The sequence below is a fragment of the Alteromonas sp. KUL150 genome (assembly GCF_009811475.1).
GTDB classification, from domain to species: domain Bacteria; phylum Pseudomonadota; class Gammaproteobacteria; order Enterobacterales; family Alteromonadaceae; genus Alteromonas; species Alteromonas gracilis.
Genome location: NZ_BLIJ01000060.1, coordinates 73607 through 91112, shown reverse-complemented (window position 1 = coordinate 91112; position 17506 = coordinate 73607). Strand labels below are relative to the sequence as shown.

The window sequence follows — 17506 nt, the reverse complement described above, 5'->3', positions numbered from 1 at the left end:
CATTAAGTTCATCGTTACTTTGTTTAATAAGCTCCTATGTTTCCATATCTTTTGGTACTGAGAAGTACTTGGATAAAAGGTTTGTGCGCTGAATCTTGGGGAAATACGCACTTGCCGATAATTATCAACAATCGAATCTACAATTTTTTTAAGCCTCGAAAACCGGCGTTATTTTTGAAGGGAAAGGTCAGGTGACCTAAAGTGAGTTCCTTTCTACCATAGCGTGCTTAGGCACTTGCTTGTCTAATACTACTCTTACCTCAGTCCCTTTGTTCAGGTTATCAAAATTGAAAAGTACTTAGTTGAAGAGTACTTTGGAAAATTTGAGCGCGCTTAAAACAAAAAAAGGGCCTTAAAAAGGCCCTTAGCGTAATAGCTTGATAACTTAGAAAGAATATCTAGCGCCTAGCGTGTAGCGAGGACCATATTGACGAGCAAATAAGAATTGCTCTTCAAAGCGGCCGTAACCACGCTCGGTTTCGTCGTTGATGTTTACACCTTCTAGGAAGACCGTTAAGTGCTCATTTACATCGTAGTTGATGCTGGCGTCAACCTGACCAAAGGTGTCGAACTGAGTCGCTGGGTTATCCGCCGAGCCCTGCGCTTGACCAATACCAACTAGATAGTCTGAACGCCATGCATAGGTTACTTTAACTGACAAGCCTTCTTTCTCGTAGAACACTTGAAAGTTAGCAGAATCACTGATGCCTACCAGCGGGTTTTGCTGTTCAAGGTCGTACGGGTCATACTTTACGTCACCGTCAACAAGCGTTGCGTTAGCGCCAAAACCGAAGCCTGTTTCACCGAACGTATGTTGAACGGCAAGCTCGATACCTTCTACTGTTCTAGAATCACTAAGGTTACGAGGTTTAACCACGTTCCACTCAATAAGCGGGTCGTCTGAGTTAGGCTCAACAACGCCATCTGCATCAGCGTAGCCTGCTTCTCTGAAGTAGTCGTAAATGTTACTGTTGGTGGCCTGAATGCCTTCTGCCTGAAGTGCAGAAACAGCTTCTTGCCATCTTGGCCCCTGATAGATGTCGTTTAGGCCGTCAAAGGTCTCAAGCCTACCTTGGGTATCGATATAGTTTTTCACTGACTTTCTGAATAGGCCGACAGACGCATAGCTCGCTTCGTCGTAGTACCATTCGAAAGATAAGTCTAAGTTAGTTGACTCATATGGTTTAAGGTCGGTACTGCCTTCAGATACTACCCTCGAGCCAATTTTAGGGCTTCCGCTAAATGAACGTCCGCCTTGCAAGAAACCGATAGGTGCGCGAGTAATTGATTTACCCCAAGAGAAGCGGGCAACAATATCGTCTGTTACATCAACTTTCACGTCGAACATAGGAAGCAGTACATCGTACTTACCGGTAAAGTCCTGCTCTTCAACGCCGTCTTGGAAAACAGTGATCCACTCGCCAGCCGCAACCCAATTAACCTGAATAGGTACGCGAACTTCAGCCGTGCTTGGTACTTCCGTTTCTTCGTAGCGAAGACCTGCGTTAACCTGAACATAGTAATCGCTAACTTCAAAATCCCATTCAGTCTGTACGTAAATTGAGTCTGTTGTCTCTTCTACATTACTTACTGAAGGATCGCCGCTGAAATATGGGTCGATAGAGTACGCATTGCTCTCACCCACAACATCAGCAGTGATGAATTGAAGCTGACGCGCAATGGCTTCATCGAAGTCAAAGGTGTAGTAATAGCCAGGGTTCATGCTTGCGCCACCACCATCAAAGGCGTTTAAGAAGCCTGAGGTGTCGTTGCGAACGAACATGCTGTCTGGGAAAATTTCCGTAAACGACGGGCTAAAGCCAGGTCCGCCGCGTAGTCCGCTCCATGCGGTAAAGCCAGAAAGAGACTGTTCTGTGCGAGCTACACCAAAATCAATTTTAACAAGCGGAATATCCCACGCAGAGTTATACCAAGTACCGTCTAATTGCAGTTGCTCAATGTCAGAGCGTCCTGGTGAATAGATGAACTGACTGAAGTTAGAGTCAATTTCACCCGGCATAATTTCGTTGGTGCCGTTATTCCAGTTTACATAGACTTGTGGGATTTCACCTTCACGGTAGTCATAAACTTTAGACTCTAACTGATTTGAACCAAGAATGATCTGCCCAGCGCTACCCAGCCCTTCGTCATAACCATTGTCGGTTTTGTTGTAAGAATCATGGTAATCCAAACGTAAATGCCAATCGTCATTTACCATCCAGTCTAAGTTTACACCCAGTGAGCGGGCGTCAACGCGAGTGGTATTGCGGCTTGCGGTAAACGAGCCGTCATCGCCACTGATATCTGCATAAACAGCTGTGCCGTTCTCATCAAGCTCATAAGCATTAATGTTAGCACCAAAGTTGTTCCATATACCCCAACCTACAGTATTAGTGCCGGTGGTAGCGCGAGACGCCGTGTAGTCTATGGTTGCAGTAAACGCATCTACAGGGCGGAACTGGAAAGTAACCTGACCATTCGAACGTTCACGTTGAATGTCGTTAATGCTGTAGTTCATGTCTTTCGGGAAGAACGCTACATCGGTAATATTGGTGCGGTTATCAACAACATTACTTGGATCTATATTTTGAGGAAGGTCTTCATTCTCTTGAAGTACCCAACCTTGAATGCTAGCAGCTTGTTGTTGGAAATCACGCTCTTGGTGAGAGAATGAAACGCCGAACCCGAACATGTCGTCCGCGAAGGTATTGGTGTAAACACCTGCAATTTCTGGCGTTACATCGTCACCAGCTTCGTTAGACGTATCGTAAATACCTTTCACTGAAATAGTTGCGTTTTGTCCTGACTGGGCAAGCGGCTTCATAGTAATGATATTTACCGTAGCACCTAAACCACCACTTGGGTTTTCTGCACGGGCTGTTTTTTGAAGCTCTAACGTGCTTACGCCTTCAGATGAAAGGTTGGCAAGGTCAAATGAACGGGTAAAACCAGTACCCGGCATTTGACGACCGTTTAGTGTCACTAGGTTGAATTCTGGACCAAAACCTCGAACGGTAATTTGGCTACCTTCACCGTTATTACGGCTAATGGTTACACCGGTAATGCGTTGCAGTGCTTCTGCTAGGTTTGTATCAGGGAATTTACCTAGCTCTTCAGCTGATATGGCGTCTACTACACCGTTTGAACTGCGCTTTAAGTCCATCGAGCGGATCATACTGCCGCGAATACCGCTAACCTGAATAACTTCTACTTCGCCTTCCGCGGGTGTTGCCGTTTCCGCCTCTTGTGCGTAGGTAGGTAGTGCTAGTGTGGAGCCCATCAACAAAGCCATTGACGTGGCAAGCTGGGTCTTTTTAAAAGTAGTGTGTTTCATAATTGCCCTACTGATTCTTATCAATAAAACACCGCCACCCGTTTTCGAGCGGCGGTGGCTTTGTTATTGCGCCGCTATTTCTACGTTATCTACGCGATATACTGCACCTTCGCCCGTCCCCCATGCTGGGAACATCATGATGACGTTGATAGCACTAATATCTAGGCCAGCGTCAAACAGAGTTTGCAGTGGGAATGTATAGGTCTGCCATTCGCCTTGCACAGGTTCTGCACCTTCAAGACTTGCAGAAAGTGGAAGCTCAACAGCGGTTGATGCGCCTATTGACTCTATTTTAAATAGCCAAGGTGCTGACGAATCATTTGGCATTGAGCTTACTTTCATCTCAAAGCGCACTGCGCCGTTTGTAAGTAGTGAGGATGCATCGTATGAGTGACCGTCATCTGCAATGATGCCCATTACGGTTGGTGCTTCGCCAATTCTAAACTCTGCAACGGTGCCATGCTCAGCGTCATCTATTTCTTCTGTAGGTGTAGAACCGCCACAGCAATCCCAGATTCTCCACTGCTCTGCGGCAGTATCTGCAAACAGGGTAATACCACCAGCTGGCGCTTCAGCACCACTGTCAGGGTGATAAATCTTCACGTTGTCTAAGCGATAGACCGCGCCCTCACCTGTTCCCCAAGCTGGGAATACCATGATCACGTCGATACCACTTACATCTAAGCCACGTGCCTGTAGGTCTGAAATAGGGAAGGTATAAGTTTGCCATTCACCTTCAGATGGCGCTTGACCCTCTACGCTTTCAGCAAGCGGAAGCTCTACAGCAGTGGAGGCATCGTTAGACTCTACTTTGAATAGCCATGATGCCTCGGCGTTGTTAGGTGCATTAACTACACGCATATCAAATTGCAGTAAACCGCCATCTGTTAGCGCTGTTGCATCAAATGGTGTATCACCGCCGCCAGCAGCAGAGCGTGTGATAAAGCCCATTACGGTAGGTTCTGCGCCAATGCGGAACTCCGCTGTTAAACCGTGTTCTTCATCGTCCATTTCTTCCGTTGGTGTTGAACCACCACAGCAGTCCCACATCGGCCAATCCGGATTTTGGCCGTCTTCGAAGATGGTAAGTTCAGGATAGGTAACGCCACCTTCTTGTGAGATTTCAACATTGGCAATGCGATAAACTGTGCCGTTACCAGTATCCCACGCAGGGAAAACCATGATTACATCGATAGCACTCGTATCAAGTCCAGCCTCAGCCAGTGTACTTAGAGGGAACTCATACGATTCCCACACGCCTTGCTCTGGCGTTGCGCCAGCGGTGTCTGACGGCCCTACATAACCATCCATAAGAGGAAGTTCTGCAAAAGTACTACCTTCAGAACTTTCAATTTTAAATAACCAGTTTGTGGTTGCATTGTTTGGGAGCGAGGTTACCTTTAAGTCAAACTTAACGCTGCCGGTCTCTTCTATTGGCGAAGCGTCGAACGGCGATGCCTCACCTTCTGGGTCGGAGATGAATTGCGATCGGCTAATAAAGCCCATTACTGTAGGTGCTTCACCAAATGTGAATTCATACACTTGACCTTGGCTCGCATCTTCAACTAATGCAGGCGTTGAACCACCACAGCAATCCCATGCTGGCCAATTCGGATTTGGTGTTCCATCAAAGATAGTCAGGTTTTGTGGAATACCTGTAGATGGCGGAGTCGGTACAGGTGCTGCACCTTCAACTAATGCGTCATCTAAAGAATCATAACCTGGGCGCACAGTTTCACAGCCTTTGCCAGTATCTGGGTCTGACGCACATTCATATACGCGTACATAATCTACTTCGAAGGTTTGACCTTCTGCGAATGCTTCAGCATCAATACCGGTTTCATTTACATTGGCTGGCCAATCGCCACCTACCGCAAAGTTTAGAATCAGATAAAACTCTTGGTCAAATGGCGCATTATCCCAGTGAGTTGTTAGCTCGCCAGTACCTTGTTCATAGTACTCAGCATACCAACCGCGGTGTGTAAGAGCGGTAGCGTCGCCGTTTGCATTGTAACGCACCTCAGAACGTCGCTGTGTAGCGTACAAATATCCATCCATGTACCAGCGGATTTCTCCTTCCTGCCATTCAATGGCGTAGGTATGAAAGTCATCAGCAGGGTTTGCGCCATCTGGTAATGAATAGGCTTGGCCAGAGCTATCGTTATTTGGCCATTCTTGACCGTAGTGAAGGGTGCCATAGATGTGATTTTCTGGATTACCTTCAGCGTTGGCCGCTTTTAGGTTCACTGCTTCAACAATGTCTATCTCACCAGAGCGTGGCCAACCGCCGTAAACTTCATCAGTTGGCATCATCCAAAATGCTGGCCAGCTACCTTGGCCTTCTGGCATTTTTGCACGCATTTCAATGCGTCCGTATTTAAAGTCGGCTTTGTATCGTGTATTAAGACGGGCTGATGTGTAAGGTTTTGGCGCACCCTCTTCTGCTGGGAGCGCAACAATTTTTAAACTGCCTTCTGAAACAAAGGCGTTGCCTTCACTGTCGGTATAACATTGTGCTTCGTTATTACCTCCACCGTTACAATCTACTTCATGGGTCCAGTTATCGTCATCAATACTAGTACCGTCAAATTCGTCACTCCAAACAAGCTGCCAGTCACTGACTGGAACAGACGCGTCCACAGCTGTGATATTGGTAGAGGTTTCTGCTCCACCACCACAGCCAACTAGGGTTGTGACTGATATCGCAGCAGCTACCTGCGATAGTTGAGTGAATTTTTTATTCATTATTTCAGCCTTGGTCAAAGATTTTGGGTTTTTATGTTGTGGCAAAAGCCACATTTAGCCTTTTGGAAGCGCTTACATTTTTGTTTTAGAGTTTTGTAAGCGCTTACATTTTGCTAACATTAATTCAACGGCAATCAAAGGTCAATGCATCTAGCTTAGTTTTGAACCTTATATTGTTAAATAATTGGTCTAATATATTGCCTCTACAAGTAAGGCGAAAGCGGCGGTGTAATCGATATTTCTTGGGCTGCAAAACGGCAAAGGCAGTCATTTTTTGTAGTTAACAGATTTTTAATGAGAATAGAGATATCAATGTTTATTTCAATCTGTATAGCCGTCAATAGTGTCTAACCACGCGTGTTTTACATCTGTATTGTTAAGTAATGTAGGAGCATGTTTTTTATTTAACAGTTATTAAACACTTGCATTACATTCATCCTGATCGTATTGTTGCATGTAAGCGCTTTCAAGCATTCCGCACTCTTTTGTAAGCGCTTACATAAGGTGCTGAATTTAAGTGCCAAAATAAAGTATCGAATTAAAAATGTGGGGATAGAGTAACGTTTCTACAACTTACCCTTTTCCTACATCCATTAAACAGTAATGCTGGGATACACATGACTACATTTAAGAAAACACGTTTGGCATCAAGCATGTCATTAGTATTGGGAGCACTCATTACCTCTCCAGTACAAGCGCAGGAAAATGATAAAGAAATCGAAGCCGGAAACTTTGAGGTTATTGAAGTAAGCGGTATTAGAGAAAGTTTGACGAAGGCTATGCTGACAAAGAAAGCAGCATCAGGCGTAGTTGACGCAATTTCTGCCGAAGATATTGGTAAGTTTCCCGATACTAACCTAGCAGAATCACTTCAGCGAATTACTGGTGTTTCGATTGATCGCTCTCAAGGAGAAGGTAGTCGAATTACAGTACGTGGTTTTGGACCAGACTATAACTTGGTCACGTTAAACGGTCGTCAAATGCCTGCGGCTAACATTGCTGCTACTTCTGCATCATCGTCACGTTCATACGATTTTGCGAATTTGGCGTCTGAGGGTGTTTCTGCGGTAGAAGTGTATAAAACAAGTCTTGCATCTCAGCCTACAGGTGGCATCGGTTCTACGGTTAACCTAGTTACTGCAAAACCATTGGCAAACCCTGGAAGAAAGGCCACTATCACAGCGAAAGGTATGATGGACGGTTCAACCGAGACCGGTAGCTCTATCACTCCACTGGTGTCTGGTATTTACAGTGAAACGTTCAATGACGATAAGTTTGGTATTCAGATTATCGGTTCTTATCAAGAGCGTGATGGCGGTCAGGCAAGCGCCGAAACAGGTAATGGTTGGTATACTATTAAAGGTGACGGCGGTGACTGGGGCTCGCTACCTCGCGATGGTTCGTTTACCAATGTTCCAGGTCCAAATGATGTTTATTCAACACCTCGTAATCTAGCGTATAACTTTGATGAATTCAGCAGAACAAGAACAAATGGCCAATTGACACTTCAATATGCGCCTAACGACAGAATTACTACATCATTAGATTACACCTACTCTGAGTTGGAAGTTCAAACACAGAGACAGCAACTTTCTACTTGGTTCAATGGGCTTCCTGCCTATGGTGAATATACTCCTGGCACGAATTCAGAAGGCTCTGTAATGGGCCCGGTAATTTACGCTGATTCTACATGCTGTGACATCGGTTTAGGCACTTCAGATACTTCAACTTATAACGAAAACAAATCACTTGGTTTCAATGTTGAATGGGTAGCGACCGACAATCTTACGCTAGAGCTAGATGTCCATTCATCTACTGCTGAAGCGGGCCCTTCTAATGACTTAGGAAGTGATAATGTAGTTAGCGCAGTGTCTTTTGACCGCGTATTAACGGAAGTTGACTACTCACAAGACTTCCCAGTCATGGACATTACTTACGCAGATGGCGTGAACGGGCTAGATCCTGCTCGCATGTCTACATCAGGTACGTCATTCAGAAATAGCTACATGAAGTCTGAAATTGACCAAGTTCAATTCCGTGGTAATTACTTCTTCGACGAAGGAACAATCACGAGTATTGATTTTGGTATTACGGCGATGGAGGCGAAAAACCGTTCTGCTTACTCAGTTGCACAGCGCGATACATGGGGTGGTTATGGAACGGCTGATGATTATCCAGATGATATCTTCATGCAAGAAGACCTTCCAAGTCGCTTCGATGACGTGTTAGGTAGTAATGGTGCTGATTTAGAACCGTTCTACTATGCATCAAATATGCAGGACCTGATTGGAGCGATAAGCGCTATAGCGACAGCAAATGGTGAAACTATCAGTCCATGTGGTACGCGTCTATGTATGGACCCAAATTATCAAGTAGATCGCCGTGTTACTGAAACTCAAATTGCTGCTTACTTGCAAGCAAATATGGAGTTTGAGTTAGCAGGTAAACCAGTGTGGGTAAGTGCAGGTCTGCGCTACGAAGACACTGACGTAGAGTCTACGGCTCTTGTTCCTCAGTTCACGACTATTCAATGGTCAGGAGCAAATGAGTTTAATGCAGTCATTGACGGCGAAACGTTTACGACACTTGACGGTGGATATGACCACTTCTTGCCATCACTTGATTTCAAGATGGAGATGAGTGAAGACTGGTACGTAAGAGCATCTTACAGTGAAACCATCACCCGTCCTGGATACGGAGATATACAAGGTGGCTTAACCGTAAATCAACTTGCACGTTTTAACGGCGGTACAGGTAATGCGGGTAACCCAAATCTATTGCCATTTGAATCAACGAATATCGACTTTTCGACAGAGTATTACTACGGCGAAGGAAGTTATGTGTCTATCGGTTATTTCGATAAAACGGTAGATAACTTTATTGGTTCAGACACGTTTGTAGATACGATTTTCGACTTGCCTACACCATTTGGTGGACCGCGTTACGATGAAGCTGTGGCAGCACTGGGAACAGATGATGCTGGTGCGGTACTTGAGTATTTGCGAGCAAACTTTGGTGACCCTGTACAAGGTATTCCTGGTGAAGATCCGCTGTTACCTATTACGGTAACTCAGGCAGTTAACTCTGATACCTCTCGTTCAGTAGACGGCTTTGAGATGGCGGTTCAGCACATATTCGGTGAAACTGGCTTTGGTGTTATCGTCAACTATACAACGGTAGACGGTGATGTTACTTACGATAACTACAACACGAACAAAGGTGAAGGGGTACAAAACCAGTTCGTGCTTCTTGGTCTAAGCGATACAGCTAACGCCGTACTTTTCTATGAAAAAGACGAGTGGGAAGTACGTGTTGCGTGGAACTGGCGTGATAAGTTCCTGTCAGGAACGATTGACGGAAACGGTGAACGTAACCCGACTTACGTAGAAGCATACGACCAAATTGATGTAAACGTGCGTTATAACGTTAATGAGAACCTTGAACTCTTTGTTGAAGGGATTAACGTAACTGGCGAATATCAAAGAGCGCATGGCAGACACCCGAATATGCTTATGGGTATCTACGATGTTGAGCCTCGCTACAATGTTGGTGTCCGTTACAGCTTCTAAGTATTACTAAGTTGTAACTTAAAGAGCGTTGTGGCTTATGCCGTAACGCTCTATTTTTATCTGCGTTAGAAATAGAGTAGTGTTCACCAAGTCGAAACTCCATCATTGTTGGTAAGTAATATGAAGGAATCACATTTCCAAGCTCCATTAACTTCCATTGTCGTGGCAGGCGGTGGTGCTGCTGGGTGGTTAACAGCTGCAATTCTCGCAGCAGAGCACAACATCAAAAACAATGACCGTGTGTCGGTGACACTTGTAGAATCCCCGGATGTAAAAATATTAGGGGTAGGCGAGGGCACATGGCCCACAATGCGCGATACACTGAGAAAAATAGGGATCAGTGAAGCCGATTTTATCGCATCTTGCGATGCGTCATTCAAGCAGGGCACCCGTTTTGTAAACTGGAAGTCGACAGAGTCGGAGAATGTATACGACCATCCTTTTAGCCTTCCGGCCGGATTTTTCGAAGGTGAAGTTGGGGCATGGTGGCTATCACACGGTCACAAGCATCAAAAATCTACCTTTTCCGAAATGTTTAGTACACAGTCATTACTGTGTAACTTTTCTAAAGCGCCAAAGCAGGTGCAAACACCACCCTATGCCGCCGTGGCTAATTATGGCTATCACCTTGATGCTCACAAATTTGCAGAGCTACTAAAAACACATTGTATCGAAAGATTGGGCGTTAATTATGTTAACGACCATATAGAGCATATTAAAGAAGATGCTGAGGGTTATATAGCAAGTTTGCAGTGTAAGTCCCAAGAAATAAGTGGTGACTTATTCGTCGATTGTACGGGGTTCTCTGCAACCCTGATTGGAAAACATTTTAATTCACCCATCACCGATGTATCACATGGCCTGAAAAATAACAGTGCGATGGCAGTTCAAGCTGGCTACGTAGATGAAAATGTTGATATTGCTTCGGCGACATTATCTACAGCCCATGAGAACGGATGGATTTGGGATATTGGTCTACCGCACAGAAAAGGCGTAGGCTGCGTCTATAGCAGCGAATTTACCAGTGACGAGAAAGCAGCGGAAACGCTAAAAGCCTATCTAACATCATGTAAAAAAACAAAAGATGTATCGGAAAGCGACTTTAGAAAAATCACATTCAGTCCAGGCTATAGAAAAACAGCATGGGTTAAAAACTGTGTTGCGGTAGGGACAAGTGCTGGTTTTGTAGAGCCACTAGAGGCATCGGCTTTAGTAATGGTTGAAATGTCCGCTCGTTTTATTTCGGAGCACTTGCCAAATCATCGTGAAATTATGCCTTCGGTGAGCAAACGTTTTAATAGCAACTTCACGCGTCGCTGGGAGCGTATCGTTGACTTTCTCAAGTTGCATTATGTATTAAGCGTACGAAAGGATTCGCCCTATTGGCGCTTTATGACTAACCTTGATAATGCCTCTGAACAGCTCAAAGACTGGCTGCTTGAGTGGCAGTATAGGCCTATCTCTTTAACAGATTTCTGCTATGCCGACGAACTTTTTCCAGCGGCTAGCTACATGTATGTACTTTACGGAATGAAAGCGCCAGAGCAATTCGCTATTAACTTCTCTCGATACTCTGATAGCGTGATGGGGCAAACGTTAAACGCAGTAAAGGCGAACGAAAAACTGTCTCAGAAGCACATTGCTGCTCTTCCGACTAATCGTGAACTAATTAAGGCAATTCGCGCATAGAATTGCACCTAGGAGAAAATGATGGCAAATCATGTTTTGCTAAACAATGTGGAACATAAAAATCTAAGAGTGATTCAAGACTTTTCACTTTCACCTGACGCTAAGCAAATGTGTGTCGCCGCTTTTCCTGTTGAGGCTAGACATGCACAAGCACATTATCCTCTTGTTTTCGCAAAAGATGGTGAAGGCAACTTTCAAATGGTTGCATTGTTTGGACTAGAACAAGGTGAAAACTTATTTCTAGACGATGACAAGTGGCACGCTTCTTACCGTCCTTTAGTCATTGAAAAAGGGCCATTTTTAATTGGAAGAAGCAACACTGATGACCAAGAGCGCTTGTCTATTCATGTCGATATGGACGACCCGAGAGTAGTAAACGAACCCCACGATAATAGTGTTGATGTGTTTTTGCCTCATGGAGGTAACAGCGAATATATCGACAATGTAGCAAATGTACTCAGCACACTACACGAGTCTCAAGCTAGTCACGAGCAATTTATAGCTGCCCTTGAGGCAAATAACCTTATCGAGTCGTTTGTTGTAGATATTGATCTGGATGGCAACGGAACGAATCGTTTGTCTGGCTTTTATACAATTAACGAAGATGTGCTTAAATCGTTGGATAAAGATGCACTAGGAGATCTGCACGAGAAAGGTCACCTAAACACGATTTACATGATGCTAGCGTCTATGTCTCAACTGAGTACTCTTGTTACGCGTAAAAAAGAACGCGCGTGAGAAATAGACAATTGAGCCGTTGCAAAGATAAGAGAGCGTTTCGCGTCTATGGATAACATGTGGCAGCGTCGCTGCGCCAAACCAGAAACTGTAACAACGTCGACCCTTGAATGCTCGCAAAGTGGACTTGCTAACTATCTTATTGGGCGGGACGAGCCGCTCGTTATAGAGCAGCTTGTTGCAGAGTGGCCACTTGTTCAAGCTGCGAAGGCTAGCAATGAATCTTTGTGTGACTATCTTCTTGAGTTTGATAGAGGTGCAGTCGTTGACGCAATTCGATTGCCAGCGTCTGCCGATGGCCGCATGTTTTATAACGACGATATCACCGGCTTTAATTTCTCGCGGGTTAAAATGCCCTTTAAAACTGCGCTAGGCGCGCTTTTGGCTGAGCAGCATAATTCAACGGCCGAGACCCTTTATGTGGGCTCTACAACAGTAGATTCCTGTCTGCCAGGTTTGCTTGGAAAAAACAAAGTCGCGATTGAGTCGTTAGACCCATTGGGTACGCTATGGATTGGCAATAAAAGTCGCATTGCTGCGCATTACGACGCTCCTGATAATTTAATCTGTGTTGCGTCTGGTAAGCGAAGAGTAACGTTGTTTCCCCCTTCTCAGACGAAAAATTTATATGTTGGGCCGCTGCATTTTACGCCTGCTGGTCAACCGATCAGCATGGTCGATTTCAGTGCCCCAGACCTGAATAAATATCCTCGATTTGAGGAGGCGATGAAGCATGCCTTGGTGGTAGAGTTGCTTCCGGGCGACGCGCTATACATACCGTCTATGTGGTGGCATCACATAGAAGGTACAGAATCAATTAATCTACTTATCAACTATTGGTGGCGAAATGTACCCGCATATATCGGCCGCTCCGAAAATGCTTTATATCACGCGCTACTTACGTTAAAGCAGCTACCTAAGGCACAGCGAAGAGCGTGGCAGGCGCTTTTTGATCATTACGTCTTTGACGACGACGGGATGCGTTTTAATCATATACCGCCGTCAAAGCAAGGCCCTCTTGGCGAGCTAGACGAAAATACCGTCCGCCAGTTTAAAGCGTGGCTGGTTAACAATTTAAAGCATTAAATTAGAGGTAAATATGGCATCTACGCAGACAAAGAAAAAGCAGCGATTGGTCATAGCTGGTGGAGGTACCGCAGGCTGGATGGCAGCAGCGGCATTTACACGGCTGCTAGGTAAAGAAGTTGACGTCACGCTTATTGAAAGTTCTGAAATTGGGACTGTGGGCGTAGGCGAGGCCACTATTCCAACGCTTGTCTTTTTTCATAAGTTGCTCAAGATTAATGAGCAAGAATTTATGGCCCAAACCAACGCAACATTTAAGCTGGGCATTAACTTTGAGAACTGGAAAGATCTTGAACATGCTTATTTACATGCCTTCGGTGTAACGGGAAAAGACTGCTGGGCAGCAGGTTTCCAGCATTTCTGGATGCGAGGTCTGAAAGAGGGGCTCGCAACTGACTTCGGCGATTACTGCCTAGAGCGGAAGGCGGCAGAAGCAAATAAGTTCGCTCATTTGCCAAACAATGGCCTAAATTACGCTTATCATATTGACGCCACACGCTACGCTGGATTTTTACGCAACTTGGCGGAGAAAGAAGGTCTACGTCGCATCGACTCTACAATAAAAGAAGTAACAACAAGAGAGCAGGATGGCTTTATAACGGCGTTAACCTTAGCATCTGGTGAAGTAATTGAAGGTGACTTCTTTGTTGACTGCACAGGCTTCAAAGGTCTATTGATAGAAAAAGCGCTACATACAGGTTATGAAGACTGGTCGCATTGGTTACCTTGCGATAGTGCTGTAGCGGTTCAGACAGAGTCTGTTGGAGAACCTATCCCTTATACTCGTTGTATCGCGCATGAAGCTGGATGGCAATGGCGAATTCCTCTGCAAAATCGAGTTGGTAACGGCATGGTGTTTTGCAGTAACTATTTTTCTGATGATGAAGTCATTGAGAAACTGTTAAACAACGTAGAAGGCAAGCCTCTAAACGACCCTAGAGTTATTCATTTTAGAACGGGAAAAAGGCGCAAACAATGGAATAGGAACTGTTTAGCACTAGGGTTGGCCAGCGGCTTCCTTGAGCCTTTAGAGTCTACGAGTATTCACCTAATTCAGCAGGGCATAGTGCGCTTTCTTCGCATGTTTCCAACTGCAGGAATTGCGCAAGAGGATATTGATGAGTTCAACCGTCAAGCTGATTTCGATATTGAGCACATTCGGGACTTTATTATCCTTCACTATCATGTGACTAACAGGACAGATTCGCCGTTTTGGCGACACTGTCGTCAAATGGATATTCCAGCATCTCTGCGACATCGTATAGATTTATTCAAAAAAACAGGACGTGTGTTTAGAGAAGGTAGCGAATTGTTTGATGATTCTTGGCAGCAAGTCATGATTGGACAGGGATTAATGCCACAAAGCTACCATCCGATTGTGGATACAATGAGTCGACAGGAGTTGGAAACCTTATTAAATAGTATTAAGCAAGGTATTGAAAAAACCGTTGCTAAACTACCTCCTCACCAAGACTACATTACTCGTTTCTGCGGGTAAGGCTTAACAGTTAACTTTCCAGCGTGGTGAGCAATAGGCGCCGCGCTATATCTCAGTTTGTTAACCCTGCTCCAGCGCATTATTTTAATTGCCTCAAAATCGAAAAAAGAAGAAAAAGCTTAAGTAGGTTGGCATAGTATAGTTCGGTACACTTAGCATCGGACACCTACATGCACCATCACCACCACAGTCATCATCATGGTGAACCATCGGCTCATCGCGAAGACTCCGCGCGCATTGGCTGGGCATTCTGGCTCAATTTTATTTTTACTATTATTGAATTTATTGGCGGATGGCTAACTAATAGTGTCGCCATTATGGCTGATGCTGTTCACGACTTAGGTGATTCGCTTTCCATAGGCTTGGCGTGGTATTTAAGTAAACTTGGTCACAAGGCATCAACCGAAAAATACACCTACGGCTTTAAGCGTTTGAGCCTCATGGGGGCGATGATAAATGGTGTGATCCTTGTTATTGGATCAATATGGGTATTGTCTGAAGCCATCCCCCGTTTATACAACCCAGAAATGCCTATGACGGAGGGCATGATAGGGCTCGCTATATTGGGTATTTTGGTAAATGGATTCGCGGCCTACAAGCTCCATGGCGGTCATTCAATGAATGAAAAAGTGCTGAACTGGCACCTAATTGAAGATGCAATGGGGTGGGTCGCAGTACTGGTTGTTGCCATTGTCCTTCACTTTGTAAAGTGGCCTATTCTCGACCCAATATTGTCTATTTGTTTTACGCTCTTCATATTAATAAACGTAGTGAGATACGTTGTGCAGACCATGTCTTTGTTTTTGCAAGGAGTGCCCGACTTGGCAACAAGGAATGCAATCAGTAATGCGTTGTTGGCAATACAGCACGTTGAAGAAATCCACCACGTGCATTTTTGGTCACTTGATGGAGAGCAGCATGTGCTTACCGCACATGTGGTAATTAACTGTGCAATAGACAATGAAAAATTGCGACTACTCAAACAAGAAGTCCACGCGCGTTTATCGCCCTTTGGGCTTGCGCATACCACGATAGAGTTTGAATTACCGGGAGAACCCTGCCGTGATGAAAGTGATCATTTACATGCTCATTCTCATCATCATGAGCACGAAGAACTCTAAGCGGGCTGCGAGGTTAGACGCTCTAAACCTCGCTCATATCTTACACGCCACCATTTAAGGCTTAGTCCAATTACGACAAAACATGTCACCCATAATCCAATAAGTGCCGGAATAAAGGCGCTGCTAACACCACCCACAAAGCCTACAGGAGAGAACATCAGATAGAGCGTAGCGATAAGGCCAACCAGCACAATGGCGCACGGTATCGCATAGCGCCACGGGGTCATATTAACTTCGGCTTTGGGCGTAAAGTGCCATGGTGTCGCCATTGGATAGAGCTTGCCTATCGTTAACATAATGGCCAGTTCGATAGCGAATAAGATGGCATAAATATGAATGAAGTTGATATCGACTTCCCATACGAACTTGAGCAGTCCATAGGCGATTACGTGAAAAATGATGGCTACTTTTGCGGCTAGGGCAGGTACTTTCTTGGTAAACAAACCAACTAATACAATGGTGATTACCGGAATATTGTAGAACCCAGTGAATATGCGAATAATTTGCCATAAGCCCTCAGGTGCAAACATCAGTAGTGGCGCAGTGATAAAAGACAGCACAGCGATAACGATACTGGTGATTTTAGCGACGCGTATTAGCTTTTCGTCACTTACTTTGTCTTTCTTGAAGGGCTTATAAACGTCTAAACAAAATAGGGTGGCTGCACTGTTAAGCAGTGAATTAAAAGAGCTAAATACCGCCCCAAGCAATACGGCTAGGAAGAAGCCCGACAAATACTGTGGCAGCACATCTTTCACCAAGTGGGGGTAGGCTAAATCGATAGTTTGAAGATTTTCGTCTTGATACAGGTGGTATGCGATTACGCCTGGCAGCATCATCATAAAAGGCACTAGCACTTTAAAGTAGCCTGAGAACAATACGCCTTTCTGGCCTTCAACCAGGTTCTTTGCCCCAAGGGTACGCTGAATCACGTATTGGTTTGTACCCCAATAAAACAGGTTAGCTAAGATCATACCGGTAAAAATAGTACCGAAGGGGACAGGATCGTCAGCGCCGCCTATGGCATTGAGCTTTTCGGTTTCCGTTGTCGCAATAGTTGAAAGGCCGTCACTAAAGCTTCCGTCACCTAAAGCAATTAAACCAAGTATAGGGACTAGCAAGCCCACAATTAATAGACCTACACCGTTAATGGTATCTGATACGGCCACTGCCTTTAAACCACCAAAAATAGCGTAAAGCGCGCCTATGGTGCCAACAATCACAATGGTTATAACTAAGCCTACTTCATAACTTACGTTAAAGAGGCCTGGTACATCAAAAAGCCGAAGTACGGCAATAGAGCCAGAGTAAAGTACCGACGGAATAGTTACTAATGAGTAGCCCACCATAAATAGAACAACCGTCATCCTACGTACGCTATCGTCAAATCGGTCGCGCAAAAACTCAGGCAATGTGGAGAAAGCGCCCGCTAAATAACGGGGTAAGAAAACAAGCGCCATGATAATGGTAGAGATGCCGGCAGTGACTTCCCACGCCATTGCGCTAAGGTTGTAGCCGAAGGCAGAGCCGTTTAAGCCAATAAGCTGTTCAGCTGAGAGGTTGGTAAGGATCATGGACCCGGCGATAAAAGTGCCGGTAAGCCCTCTTCCAGCAAGGAAGTAACCGTCTTGCGTGTTTACTTCCCCTTTAGTTTTCATGTAAGAAATAACGGCAACCAATGCCATAAATGCCATGCATGATAGTAGGGTAAGGGTGATATCCATGT

Annotated in this window: 9 protein-coding genes; 6 read left to right on the top strand and 3 right to left on the bottom strand. The window is 45.0% G+C overall.

What is annotated here, in order from left to right; genetic code table 11:
• Window positions 1-385: 385 nt before the first annotated feature.
• Window positions 386-3334 (bottom strand): TonB-dependent receptor, encoded by a 2949-nt coding sequence (locus GVO62_RS14170; RefSeq protein ID WP_159119772.1) that lies wholly within the window; start codon window positions 3332-3334, stop codon window positions 386-388.
• Between the two features lie 63 nt (window positions 3335-3397).
• Window positions 3398-6079, bottom strand: coding sequence for a glycoside hydrolase family 16 protein (locus GVO62_RS14165; RefSeq protein WP_159119771.1), 2682 nt, complete (start codon window positions 6077-6079; stop codon window positions 3398-3400).
• 617 nt (window positions 6080-6696) lie between these two features.
• On the opposite strand from GVO62_RS14165, the gene GVO62_RS14160 reads away from it, so the two are divergent.
• From GVO62_RS14160 to GVO62_RS14135, 6 genes are all read left to right on the top strand, one after another.
• The gene (locus tag GVO62_RS14160) at window positions 6697-9648 is read left to right on the top strand and encodes a TonB-dependent receptor (RefSeq protein WP_236547162.1); all 2952 of its coding nucleotides are present in this window, start codon (window positions 6697-6699) and stop codon (window positions 9646-9648) included.
• Between the two features lie 120 nt (window positions 9649-9768).
• Window positions 9769-11337, top strand: coding sequence for a tryptophan halogenase family protein (locus GVO62_RS14155; protein WP_159119770.1), 1569 nt, complete (start codon window positions 9769-9771; stop codon window positions 11335-11337).
• A 21-nt stretch (window positions 11338-11358) separates the two neighbouring features.
• A complete protein-coding gene (locus tag GVO62_RS14150) occupies window positions 11359-12075 on the top strand; it encodes a SapC family protein (RefSeq protein WP_159119769.1) in 717 nt (238 codons plus the stop codon).
• Between the two features lie 48 nt (window positions 12076-12123).
• Window positions 12124-13161 carry a cupin-like domain-containing protein gene (locus GVO62_RS14145; RefSeq protein ID WP_236547161.1) on the top strand — a complete coding sequence of 346 codons (1038 nt, stop codon included), beginning with the start codon at window positions 12124-12126 and terminating at the stop codon, window positions 13159-13161.
• Between the two features lie 13 nt (window positions 13162-13174).
• Complete coding sequence (locus GVO62_RS14140; protein ID WP_159119768.1) at window positions 13175-14659, top strand: tryptophan halogenase family protein; 1485 nt, start codon at window positions 13175-13177, stop codon at window positions 14657-14659.
• A gap of 170 nt (window positions 14660-14829) precedes the next feature.
• The gene (locus GVO62_RS14135; protein WP_159119767.1) at window positions 14830-15780 is read left to right on the top strand and encodes a cation diffusion facilitator family transporter; all 951 of its coding nucleotides are present in this window, start codon (window positions 14830-14832) and stop codon (window positions 15778-15780) included.
• On the opposite strand, the gene GVO62_RS14130 is transcribed toward GVO62_RS14135, so the two are convergent.
• Window positions 15777-17504, bottom strand: coding sequence for a solute:sodium symporter family transporter (locus tag GVO62_RS14130; protein ID WP_159119766.1), 1728 nt, complete (start codon window positions 17502-17504; stop codon window positions 15777-15779). The two genes, GVO62_RS14135 and GVO62_RS14130, sit on opposite strands and share 4 nt — an antisense overlap.
• Window positions 17505-17506: the final 2 nt, after the last annotated feature.

Excerpts from the sequence above, each read along its gene's own strand:
- GVO62_RS14165 (WP_159119771.1), bottom strand. The coding sequence starts at position 6,079 with ATGAATAAAAAATTCACTCAACTATCGCAGGTAGCTGCTGCGATATCA.
- GVO62_RS14155 (WP_159119770.1), top strand. The coding sequence starts at position 9,769 with ATGAAGGAATCACATTTCCAAGCTCCATTAACTTCCATTGTCGTGGCA.
- GVO62_RS14170 (WP_159119772.1), bottom strand. The coding sequence starts at position 3,334 with ATGAAACACACTACTTTTAAAAAGACCCAGCTTGCCACGTCAATGGCT.
- GVO62_RS14150 (WP_159119769.1), top strand. The coding sequence starts at position 11,359 with ATGGCAAATCATGTTTTGCTAAACAATGTGGAACATAAAAATCTAAGA.
- GVO62_RS14160 (WP_236547162.1), top strand. The coding sequence starts at position 6,697 with ATGACTACATTTAAGAAAACACGTTTGGCATCAAGCATGTCATTAGTA.
- GVO62_RS14140 (WP_159119768.1), top strand. The coding sequence starts at position 13,175 with ATGGCATCTACGCAGACAAAGAAAAAGCAGCGATTGGTCATAGCTGGT.
- GVO62_RS14130 (WP_159119766.1), bottom strand. The coding sequence starts at position 17,504 with ATGGATATCACCCTTACCCTACTATCATGCATGGCATTTATGGCATTG.
- GVO62_RS14135 (WP_159119767.1), top strand. The coding sequence starts at position 14,830 with ATGCACCATCACCACCACAGTCATCATCATGGTGAACCATCGGCTCAT.
- GVO62_RS14145 (WP_236547161.1), top strand. The coding sequence starts at position 12,124 with ATGGATAACATGTGGCAGCGTCGCTGCGCCAAACCAGAAACTGTAACA.